The following is a 12301-nucleotide window of genomic DNA, read 5'->3' as shown; positions in this document are numbered from 1 at the left end:
ATTTTTGCACGATTAAAAATTTACTATTCTTTATACCTATTCTACCTTGTCTAGAGACGAAACCTTAAAACGCCGTTGGGAGGCCGTCGTTCAATTGTTATCTGATCGTTTTACCGATGGAGAGCCGTTGGATTTGGATGGCATCATTTACCTTATTGGAATTCAAGAATTGGGTAAAGTTCACCAAAAATTTCAAAAAGACGACAAAGTCAATTTGATGCATATTGCCATTTGTCGCTTGTTGGTGCCTTATGGCTACTACGAATTTGATTACGTTGACCGTGACGGTTGGCCGCATTTCAAGGCCAAAGATGCCTTACCTGCGTTGAAAGCAGGGGAGCAAACGCTGTTAATGAAAGAAGCGATTGTGGGGTATTTTTTGGAAAACGGATTGATTACGTAAGGCGATTTTTAAAATTGCGTTTTGAAATGCATCCCTTTCTAACTAGCCCGGGGTGAAGCGGCAGCGCCCGAGGAACGAGGGACTACAGCGGAACACCGGAGGGAGGTTATGAAAAAATACGGGGTTGTTGCTCCAAAAAAATAAAAAACGAAAGGCTGATTCGTGTCCCCAATTGGGCGGAAAATCCTATTTTTGCAGCAGAATTACAGGACCATGATTGATACAATTAAACAACATATTGAAGAAGCTAAAGCGTTCAACGACAAGAATAAAGAGGCGTTGGAAGCTTTCCGAATTAAGTATTTGGGGAGTAAGGGGTTGTTGAAAGCGCTTTTTAACGAGTTCAAAAATATTCCGAACGACCAGAAAAAGGAGTTTGGGCAGGTGATCAATACGTTGAAAGCGGTGGCCGAAGAAAAAGTACGTAGTTTGCAGGAATCGTTGGAAAGCGGTGCGGACAATGCGGGGAAATACGGCGATTTAACACGGCCGGGAATGCCCTTTGCGGTGGGTGCGCGTCATCCGATTTCGTTGGTAAAAAATCAGATTATTGATATTTTTTCGACGATTGGATTTAATGTATCGGAGGGGCCTGAAATCGAAGACGATTGGCATAATTTTACGGCGTTGAACTTGCCCGAGTACCATCCGGCGCGGGACATGCAGGATACATTTTTTATACAAACGAATCCCGATGTGTTGTTGCGTACGCATACATCGTCGGTACAGGTGCGGTACATGGAAAGTCACAAACCCCCCATTCGGACGATTTCACCGGGGCGGGTATTTCGCAATGAAGCGGTATCGTCGCGTTCGCATTGTATTTTTCACCAGGTAGAGGGCTTGTATATTGATAAAGATGTTTCGTTTGCCGATTTGAAGCAAACGCTTTTATACTTCACCAAAGAAATGTTTGGCAAGTCGAAAATACGTTTACGTCCATCGTATTTCCCCTTCACGGAACCCAGTGCCGAAGTCGATATTTATTGGGGATTAAAAACAGAGACCGATTACCGCATTACGAAAGGAACCGGATGGTTGGAGATTATGGGTTGTGGGATGGTCGACCCGAATGTATTGAAGAACTGCGGGATTAATCCGGAGGAATACAATGGATTTGCTTTTGGTATGGGGATAGAGCGTATTGCGATGTTGTTGTATCAGATTGGCGATATTCGGATGTTTTATGAAAACGATGTGCGCTTTTTGGAGCAATTCAAAACGAGTATTTAAAATAGTAAGCCGCAGCTCGAGAGAAATGCGGTTTTTTTGTGGGTAACCCTTTGAGATAAACGCGAGATTAAAATGAAAGCAGATATTGTAATTCCGAAAGTTGAAAACGTATTTATGGCGGCTGTTCAGGAGTGGAATGACGACTTTATGGATAAGGTGTGGTATGTTTTTTTGATCAACGATTCTGACCATGATTTGGAGAGTGTGATGGTCGTTTCGAAAGCTTTTGGTACTCTTGATGGGGAGATGAAAAAAACGTCGTTGTTGCGGCATGCGTATGTTAAGGTTCCTTCGGTTTCGGCGGTAAAGATTGAAATGATTGAACAAAGTGTATTGGCCTTGAACAATGAGTTTATGGTGACGTATTTTATTGGGAATACGTTGTATGATAAAAAGTTTATTTTCCGCAAGAATACGATCAATGAACGGGCGACCGAAGAAGTGCCGATTTTATGGCAGCGGGGTGTGGTAGTGAAATAAGTTTATTTTGCTTCGCTACTTTAGGGGGCTAAAGCCACGTGTTGGGTTTAATGTTTCCCTTTGCGCGTAAATAAAGCGTTTTAAGCGCTATTTTTTTACTAAAACACAATCTTTATAGGAGCGCCTATTAATTGGTGTTAAAAACAAAAAAGACAGCCTTATGAGCTGTCTTTTTTGATATTTATCGTTGTGGATTATTTCTTAACGATTAAGAATTCAGAACGACGGTTTTGTGCGTGTTCCGCTTCAGTACATGACGTACAAGCCACTTTGGGTTCGGTTTCACCCATACCTTTACCTGAAATACGAGCGGCGTCAATACCTTTAGAAATGATGTACTGTACGGTAGCCTGTGCACGACGTTCAGACAAGTTCAAGTTGTATTTATCGCCTCCGCGACGGTCGGTGTGTGATTTCGCGAAAATAACCATGTTGGGGTTGTTTTTCATGACTTGAACAAGTTTATCCAATTCGAATGCGCCTTGTTGCGTGATATTGCTCTTGTCAAACTCGAAGAAGATCGGATTCAAAACCACTTCGGTTTCGGTTACAATCACTTCAATTGGGTTCAACGGTGCTTTTACATCGGCTTTGGGTCCTTTGCTTTTAGCTACTGGGAATGCATTTCCTTCAAATCCGTCTTTTGATGCTTGAATTGTATAGGCTTTGTCACATTCTACACGATAGGAAACTTCTCCTTTATCGTTTGAAGTTTCAGTCGCAATAACATTGTTTTTATCATCTAAGATTGAAACTTTAGCGTTGGAAAGAACTTCTCCAGTTTTAGCATTAGAAACCAATACAAGCACATCAACACCACAGATTGGGGTTGCACTGAAAATATCATCATTTCCATTACGGTTACTCGATAGGTATCCAATGTTTTTGTCTTTGTTAAAAGTAAAAGCAAAATCGTCTTTTTCTGTGTTGATAGGCTTACCCATGTTAACTGCCTCGCCTCCTTTGGCAAGATCAATCATATACACATCATAACCCCCTAATCCTTGACGTCCGCTTGAAGCGAAATATAAGGTAGCATTATCATCGGAAATGTAAGGGAAACTTTCATTGCCCTCAGTATTTACTTTAGATCCTAAATTTTCGGGTTTTCCGTAGGTTCCATCAGCATTAACAGCTACTTTCCAGATATCTACTCCACCAATACTTCCTGGCATATCAGAAGAAAAATACAATGTTTTCCCATCGCGAGAAACGCTTGGATTGCTGGTTGAGAACTCACTCGTATTGAACGGTAATGACTTAATATTACCCCAAGTATCACCTGATTTAGTGGCCACATATAAATTGTTTCTACCTAATTTCAGTTTATTTGCTTTGTCCTTTTGGAACGATTTTTCACGGAAACTATCGGAAGAAAAATACATGGTATTTCCATCAGCTGTGATTGTTACAGGGCCATCATGGAATTTAGAATTAACTTCTGAAACTAAAGTTGGCTCGGCTAAAGTTCCATTATCACTACGTACGGATTTGTAAACATCGAGGTATGGTTCATCATTCCAACCGTAATTCTTACGGGCTCCGTTTCGGGCGCTGGTAAAATAAACTTCATTATTGTATAAAACAGCACCGAACTCTGATTTATCCGAACTCAACGTAGTATTATCAACGGTATATTCTACCCGTTTACTCAGAATACGAGGAACATAGTTTGGATTTTCTTTAAAGGCTTTAGCACGTTGATCGTTGGGAGCTTTGGCTGCAAACTTGCTCATTTGCTTGTTGGCTTCCTCATATTTGCCATTGGCTTTCAACATTTGTGCGTAGCGGAAATAGGTCTCTGCATCTTGATCCGTTTCAACAGCTTTAGCATACCATTTGGTGGCTTCAGCTGAATTAAACATATTGAAATAGGTATCGGCCAATTGCTTGTAAACATACCCATCTGCCTTCCCATTATCTACCAATTTTTGATATTCTTCAGCAGCTTTTACATATTCATAACGATTGAAAAGTTTATCTGCAGTCTTTGTGTCTTTATTTTGAGCACAAATAGAACTGCTGATGGCTGCAAAACTTAAAGCTATATATAGTTTTTTCATTTTGAAAGTTAGGTTTAAGATTAGAAATAACGAGGAGACTGAGAAACTTTTTTCGGGAAGTTCAAGTCAAACAACAAGATGACCTCGTGCGAAGCAGGTGTCGTCACTTTTAGATCCGAAACGATGTGATCGTAAGCGTATCCGATACGTAAGTTGGGGGTAATTGCATAGTTTACCATTGCTCCAAAAGAATCTTCTCTTCGGTAGGTTGCTCCAATTTCGAACTTATCATTAAACAAGAAATTGGTAGAAACATCAAACGATACGGGAGCTTGGAAAGCCGTTTTTACCAAGGCAAAAGGTTTGAATTTAACAGAAGGAGATAAGTCAAACACATACCCCCCCGTTAAGAAGTAGTGTTGTGTTTCGGTACCAAACTGACGCCCATTAAAATCAAGGTGTTTTGATTTTAGCATGTTGGGTACAGATAAAGCGACATAAAACTTGTTGGTATAATAGAAAAGACCCGTTCCTAGATTCAAATAAGTACTGTTGGTGTTTTCTCTAAACGCAGGGTCGTTCGGATCGGGTACGTTATTATACACTTCACTGAACAAGCCAACTTTGTGAAAAGTGGCCCCCGCTTTAAGTCCAAACGCTAAACGGCTTTCACCTCCTAGATTCAACGTATAAGAGAAGTCGGTGTAAATATTATTTTCTTCGACTGGACCAATTTTATCGGTAATCGCAGAAATACCTAACCCCACATTTTTTCCAACGGGACTGTGTAAAAAGAAGGTTCCCGTGGTAGGTGCATCTTCAATTTCAACCCACTGCTTGCGGTACAATAAACCTCCAGACATGTTCTCTTTGGATCCAGCGTAAGCAGGGTTGATTACACTCATATTGTACATATATTGCGTGTAATGTGGGTCTTGCTGCGCACTAGCATCGAGAACGGCAAGCAGTGCAAAAGCGGTTAGGAAATATAGTTTTTTCATCGTTTTGAAATTTTTCATTTATTATTTGTTTGTTATTTCACTTCTCTGTTGATGTAAATCCATCCTGTTTTGGTTGACTGACCGTTATTGAACTCAATCACATAATAGTAGGTTCCGTCAGGTAATTCATTATCATTATCGGATTGACCATACCATTGATTCGTGTAGTTAGCACGGCTGTATACTTTGGTTCCATAACGATTATAGATGCTCAACTGCTTCACATTCTTTTGCTCAAGGTCAAAGAAATCATTTAACCCGTCACCGTTAGGCGAAATACCTTTTTGAATGTCACAATAAATTGAAGTTAACACAACGGTGTTGAATTGTGTACAGCCCTCAGCATTGGTTACAGTGACTCCAAATGTTAGCGGTAATTCCTCTACTTGAGTAGTTGAATTCAAATAATCGGTTACGTTAAAGGTAGCTTGATTGGCTCCTACAGGAGTTGAGGTGCTGCCATTAATCCATACCCAGTCGAAACTTGCTCCACCGATGTCAAATGTATTATTTATCGCTTGAACTTCCAAGACATATTCATCTCCATTACATCCTGCATCAATAGTGAAGTTAAATGAAGGAACAAATACTACCGTTCCGCTTGCAGAAGTACTGGTACAACCTGTAGTCGTATCAGTAATCGTTACACTATACGTTCCGGCCACAGTGGTTGAGAAATTTGCAACGTTTCCTGGGTTGGTAGCCCCTGCTGGAACTGTCCATACATAAGTGTAAGAACCTGCAACTCCCGGTGTAGCGGTTACATCTGCCGTTGAGCCAGAACAAATTGTTTCACCCGTTACGGTCACTGTTGGTAGCGCATTTACCGTGAGCGTTCCCGATGCAGATGAGCTAGAACAACTGGTCGCAGTGTTGGTAATCACAACGGAATAAGTTCCGGCTACTGTTGCTGTAAAGCTACTTACATTTCCGGGGTTGGTTACTCCCGACGGTACGGTCCAAGCATAGCTGTATGTATTTCCATCGCCTGGTGTTGCCGTAATAGTGGCCGATTGCCCTTGACAAACGGTTGCTGAATTTACGGTAACGGTAGGTAGCGGATTAACTGTTACTGTTCCACTTGCGCTATTGCTTGTACAAGTGGTACTTGTATTCGAAATAATCACACTGTATGTTCCAGCAACAGTAGTCGTAAAGGAAGCCACATTTCCGGGATCAGTTACTCCAGCTGGTACAGTCCATACATACGAATAAGTTGAAGCATCTCCTGGAGTTGCCGTTACTGTAGCAGTTTGACCTTCACAAATTGTAGCACTTGATACGGTTACTGTTGGCTGTGCATTAATAATAACTTGTACGGTTGTACTTCCACCCTCTTGACAGTTGGCCGTGTTTTGAGTGATGGTATAGGTCACATTGTATGTTCCAGGTTGAGAAGCTGCAACATTGATTACACCTGTAGTAGCGTCAATACTCAAATTGGGTGAATCAGCCGTATACTGTCCTCCTGTTGTAAATCCAGCAATTGAGGTGTTGGGGGTTAATGTCGATACTGCATTGGCACAAACCGGACTTGTATAGGTAATTCCTGTTACGGCTGGCAATAATTGTGGCGTATCGATTGTGATGGTCACAACTTCTGAAACACATCCTGTAACCACATCGCGAACAATTACGGTATGCTGTCCTGGAGTTAGACCCGCAAAGACAGGATTGGTTTGGTACGCTCCATTATCCACAGCATATTCATATTGACCTGAAGTAGCTGGGGTAAAGTTGCCGATACCACTATAATCGTTATTACTACAGTTAGCAACACCATTCCCTGCAAAATCAACAACAGTCCAATCGGCGTTATTATACGTTGTATTTGGCAATGTAACTGTATTAAGTCGTCGGAAAGAAGCTCCTTCAGTACCTATTATTGAGGTTGGTGCCCAGTTGTCTGAACCGAATACACCCCAACTATCTACTAAAGTAGTTCCATTGAAAAGTCCGATATGATCATGTCCGCCATTGCTAAAGTTAACCGAACCCGTTCCGCTAGATTGAGCAGCTAAAGAGCCGTCAGCGCCTGGGGTAGATGGACAGAAATTATCGTTTCCTAGGGCGATAACATAGGTTGCGCCTGGAGCTAAATTCACATTATTCAAAGGCAGCGTAAATCCATAAGTGGTATTTCCATTACTAGCCGTTTGAATAGAGTACGTTCCTAAATTGATTGGATTCGCTGTCGCATTATATAATTCAACATACGATAAAGAACCTGCATTCGAATCGGTTACTTCTGAAATAAACAAATCGTTAGCTACCGTTCCTGTACTAGAAACAGGAGCGGTTATCGTAATTGTTCCTGTAGGTGTAGTACACGTAGCTTGTTGTGTAATCGAAACCACTGGAGTAGGCGTACTGTTTACAACTACAGTAATAGAAACTGTCGCTGCGCACTGTCCTGCATCGGGTGTAAATTCATAAATCCCCTGACCGGCAACACTTGTATTAATCGTTGCTGGATTCCAAGTACCCGTTATTCCGTTAGTGGACGTAGTGGATAACACTGGTGCGGTTGCATTCAAACACAAAGGCGCAATAGAATCAAACAAAGGTGTCTGAACAGGGTTTATAGTTACCTGTGCTGTCGCCGTATTACCCACACAATTGGTTACCGTATCGGTAATTGTAACGGTATAGGTACCCGAGATTGTGGCATCAAATGTACTCACATTACCTGGGTCCGTAGCGCCTGTGGGCACAGTCCAAACATAGGAATAGGTACTGTTTCCTGAAGGAATAGCCGTTACGGTTGCTGGACTTGTAGCACAAACCGTTACGTTGCTCACACTTACAGTAGGTGGAGTAGGATTAACCAAAACAATTGGAGTTGCGTTTGGTAAAATACATCCATTCACACTTACGACGAAATTAGAGTAAGTACCCGCAGTTAATCCGGTGATTACAATTACCCCTGAATTATCAGCAGTGTAAGAGGTTGGTGGATTAGGCAATGCAAAGGTATAGCCAACATTATATGAGGTATTGGGCGCCAAACCTGAGATAGTAATGGTTCCATCACTTCCTCCACAAGTGGTTGGATTGGTACTTGCATATACGGGTTGCGATTGAATGGTATAAGTAGCAATGAAGTTAGCACCTCCATTATTAATCAATTGAGTGTCGTCACATTGTGAAGGTGAGTTTACATCTCCCGTTAATTCATAATATACTTCAACATTATAATCCCCAGGAGGGAAGGTAGTCAGGTCAATTGGTGATTGGGCATCACTCAATACGCGTTGCCATTTTTGGTCGCGAATGTTACAAGGACCTCCTGTTGGGAAGGTATCTACTGAACCATTGGAGTCACTGTCTATCGTACAATCATCAAAAAATGGTAGATCGATGGAAGTAAAGGTTCCAGGGGTTCCTGATACAGGATAAATTCGATAGAATAAACGTGCACTACAAACATTGGCTGTAGCTGACTTGAAGGTTTTTACTTCAGCCCCACGTAATTTTAATGATCCTGAATTTTGAACATACGTTCCTAAATCACTATTTGGGAAAACGTTTTGCGTTGGACCAATAATATCGGTTCCTGTTCCCTGCGTATTAAAGAAATTAGAAGTTTCGCAATTGGTCAACCAAACCGCGTTGGCATAACTACCAAAATCACAACTTGGTAAAACCGTAACAGTCAACGTAACATTAGAAGCACATTGTCCTGGATCGGGTGTAAATTCGTAGGTTCCTGTCGCTGTGTTACTAACCGTAGCTGGATTCCAAGTTCCAGTGATACCATTTCCGGAAGTAGTTGGTAAAACGGGAGCAGGTGAACCAGGACAAATCGGAGCTGGAGTTACAAATGTTGGTGTGATTCCAGGATCTACCGTGATAGATAACGTTGTGGGATTGGCACAAAACGTTACATCGGGTGTAAAGGTATAGGTGGTCGTTCCTTCCACGTTGCTTACTACAGCGGGTGACCAAGTTCCTGTTACACCATTCGTAGATGTCGATGGTAATGTTGGTGCCGTTGTTCCAGCACAGAAATTCGATACTGGATTAAAGTTTGGTACAAAATAATCAACAACAGTAATAGTTTGCGTGCTCGATGCCGATTGAGGACAGTTAACATTACCCGCGGTTGAAGTCGCTGTAATATCAAAAGTTCCAATTCCAGGTGGTGTAAATACAACGGAAGAACCTGTTGTAGAACTTAAACTTCCTGAAGGCGTTGACCATGTAAACACGCCGTTTCCACCGGATGCATTTAAGGTTGCGGTTTGACCCAAACAAATGGTTGGAGTTGTGGTATTGGTCGAGGTTGTAATTTCAACTGGAGCCTGAATCCCCGAGTTGGAAGCAATAACATAATCACAAACGTCACCCGCGAAACCATCAATCATGATATAATAGGTTTGCCCTACTGTTAATCCCGTAGCCGTAATGGTAGTAGATCCCGCAGGAACATTCCCAGGGCTCCAACAGGTATATTCGGTAACAGGTCCAGAGCCACAGTTTGCGGCACCGAATACCATAATTTGAATACCGTTGTTATCTTCACTACTGGTTACCCATACATCAAATGAAATCGTAGTTTCTGAAGCTACAAACGATAAGAAAGAGTTATTCTCTAGTGAACCACAGAATTCTGCCGTTAATTCTGGCCATGAATCTGAAGTATACGAGGCCGAAGTGTTACCACAATACCCGTTTAAATTACAAATAGGGGTTGCGGTTGCACAAGTATTCCCAGCTGGTGTATTGGTAATACAGCTTGGTGGAGGCGTTGGAGTGCCTATACAAACTTGGAAACTAGACGTTTGATTAGGTGTCGCTGTCCAAGAGTAAATACGTACATAGTAGGTTTGTCCAGGAGTCAAGTTATTCGCAATACTATTATTAGGATCGCTACAATAAATTTGAGTCAATGCGCCACAAGTCCCTGAATACAATACATGGAACAAATCAGTGGTTCCGCCTGTAATGTTATTTAAGTTAATCGTATGTGTTGTACTTGTCGCTGTAAAGCTAAACCAAACATCATCATCATCGGTGCCTCCACAAGTGTTAGGTTGTGCAGATGCTGTCGCTCCAATCAAACTTCCACTTGAAAATACCGTACACGTATTCGTAGTATTTACGGGTGTAACGGTTGCATTAATACATTCATCATTAGCGATAACTGTATTGAAAGCTCTTACATTAGACCACAAACTGATATCTGAAGGCGAACATAATGATCGAACATAAACTACATATTGCGTAGCAGGATTTAATCCCGTAGCAGTGTAAGGGTTGGAAGTTGTAACAACTCCTGTAGATGCAGCGGTTGGAACCGGCGAACCAGCGGGTAAAATCAATACTTCCCATTGCGTCGCTGTGCCAATCTCAGTCCAAGAAATTTGCGCCGTTGTAGTGGTAGCGTTGCTTACAATTACATTAGACGGTTTTGGACAGGTTGGTGGTGGAGCACAGGTTACATTTGCAATCCATCCTGGTGCATTTACAGAACCATCGCTGCGGAAACGGAACGTTAAACATCCATTGGCGCTTGAAGCGGTAAACGGACCTGGTAAATTTGCTCCGGTTAAGTTACCCCAGTACGAACCCGGTAATCCACCTGGAACATTTCCTGCGCCATTGGTACTTGCTAATTGCTGTGCTGTAATTGAGTTTCCGTCAAAAACATACAAACCATCCCAGTTGGCTTCGGTATTAAATTCAGTAAAAGTTACCGTTACTTGTTCCCCAGGAATAGTGGGGCAAATCGTAACAGTGTAATCCGTTCCATTAGCATAGTTGGCTGTAGCGCCTGCAGGATCGGTAAATATTCCACCACATTGTGGAGGGGCAATTTGTGTGGTTATAGTTCTTGGGCCAACCCAGTTACTTAAGTCGTTTCCAGGACAAACTGCTTGTACGTATAAATCATAACAAGTATCGGGTGTTAATCCTGTAAATACATGAGGATTGGTAGTCGTTACGGTAAATCCAGTCGTAGCTGCAGTGGGTGCTGGCGAACCACAAGGAAGGGCAATTACGTTCCAAGTTGTCGCTGTATTAGGGTTATTCCATGTTAAAGTAGCGCTGTTTGAAGTAACGGCCGATGCTACTAAAGTATTGGGATTAGGACAGGTTGGCGGTGGCGCACATACTACGTTGGCTAACCATCCTGCTCCTGTTACAGACCCATCACTACGGAATCGGAATGTTAGACATCCACTAGGATCGGTAGAAGTAAACGAAGGTAAATTCACTCCTGTCAATGTTCCCCAAAACGAACCGGGTAAACCACCGGGTACATTACCAGCTCCATTCGTACTCGCAATTTGAGGTGATGTTATTGTAGGTCCATTAAAAACATATAATCCATCCCAGTTGGCTTCCGTAGCAAACAAAGTGAAATTCACCGTCACTACATCACCTGCATTTACAGGACAAATAGTTACCGTTGAATCGGTATTGTTGGCATAGTTTGCGTTTCCTCCTGGATCGGAGAACACGCCGCCACAGGCTGGAGGTGCTACTTGTGTAGTAATCGATGCTGGACCAGCCCAGTTACTCAAATCAGTTCCTGAACATACGGCACGAACATACACATCATAACAAGTCAATCCTGATAGTCCAGTCAATTGGAAAGGACGGGTGTTGGCTACCGTGAATCCAGTAGTCGCTGCATTGGGTGCAGGCGAACCACAGGGGACTGCGATAATATGCCATTGTGTTTCAGTGCCTCCAGCCGTCCAGTTGAACGTAGCTGAGGTTCCTAAAACAACGGTGGGTGCTAAAGAGAAAGGCGCAGGACAAGCGGGAGGTGCCGCACAGGTAACATTAGCTACCCATCCTGCGGCTGTGGTTGTGTCATTACTGCGGAAACGGAAGGTCAAACAGCCATCAGGGCTAGAAGACGTTACCGTACCCGGACTGGTGGTTCCCCAATACGCTCCAGCCAATCCACCTGGTACCGCCCCTGCAGGGTTTGGACTGGCAATTTGTGGTGCTGAAGTTGAGTTTCCATTGAAAACATACAATCCGTCGTTGGTCGCCTCTACGTTGAAACTTGTGAAGGTTACTGTAACTACTTCTCCTACGTTTTGAGGGCAAATCGTTACCGTTTGATCGGCATTGTTGTTATAGTTGGCCGCGGTTCCTCCACCATCGGTAAAGGTTCCTCCACACACTGGTGGGGGCACTAAAGTATTAAAGGTAAAAGGCCC

The 12301-nt window shown here is 42.6% G+C and carries 6 protein-coding genes; 3 read left to right on the top strand and 3 right to left on the bottom strand.

Annotated features, from left to right (window positions below):
- Positions 1 to 46 precede the first annotated feature (46 nt).
- From BUC17_RS03535 to BUC17_RS03525, 3 genes are all read left to right on the top strand, one after another.
- On the top strand, positions 47 to 403 hold the full coding sequence (locus BUC17_RS03535; protein ID WP_073361689.1) for a hypothetical protein: 357 nt from the start codon (positions 47 to 49) through the stop codon (positions 401 to 403).
- A 213-nt stretch (positions 404 to 616) separates the two neighbouring features.
- Positions 617 to 1636, top strand: a complete 1020-nt coding sequence (gene pheS, locus BUC17_RS03530; RefSeq protein ID WP_073361687.1) for a phenylalanine--tRNA ligase subunit alpha — start codon at positions 617 to 619, stop codon at positions 1634 to 1636.
- A 72-nt stretch (positions 1637 to 1708) separates the two neighbouring features.
- Complete coding sequence (locus BUC17_RS03525) at positions 1709 to 2116, top strand: hypothetical protein (protein WP_073361685.1); 408 nt, start codon at positions 1709 to 1711, stop codon at positions 2114 to 2116.
- Between the two features lie 194 nt (positions 2117 to 2310).
- Here BUC17_RS03525 and BUC17_RS03520 read toward each other — a convergent pair whose 3' ends face one another.
- From BUC17_RS03520 to BUC17_RS03510, 3 genes are read right to left on the bottom strand one after another with little or no spacing between them, the layout of a single operon-like run.
- The gene (locus BUC17_RS03520) at positions 2311 to 4179 is read right to left on the bottom strand and encodes an OmpA family protein (protein WP_073361683.1); all 1869 of its coding nucleotides are present in this window, start codon (positions 4177 to 4179) and stop codon (positions 2311 to 2313) included.
- A gap of 20 nt (positions 4180 to 4199) precedes the next feature.
- Positions 4200 to 5120, bottom strand: coding sequence for a PorP/SprF family type IX secretion system membrane protein (locus BUC17_RS03515; protein WP_073362047.1), 921 nt, complete (start codon positions 5118 to 5120; stop codon positions 4200 to 4202).
- A 32-nt stretch (positions 5121 to 5152) separates the two neighbouring features.
- Positions 5153 to 12277, bottom strand: coding sequence for a T9SS type B sorting domain-containing protein (locus BUC17_RS03510; RefSeq protein WP_234977683.1), 7125 nt, complete (start codon positions 12275 to 12277; stop codon positions 5153 to 5155).
- Positions 12278 to 12301: the final 24 nt, after the last annotated feature.

The sequence above is a fragment of the Flavobacterium fontis genome, from assembly GCF_900129405.1.
In the GTDB taxonomy this organism is placed as follows: domain Bacteria; phylum Bacteroidota; class Bacteroidia; order Flavobacteriales; family Flavobacteriaceae; genus Flavobacterium; species Flavobacterium fontis.
This window is presented reverse-complemented; position numbering and strand designations above follow the sequence as displayed.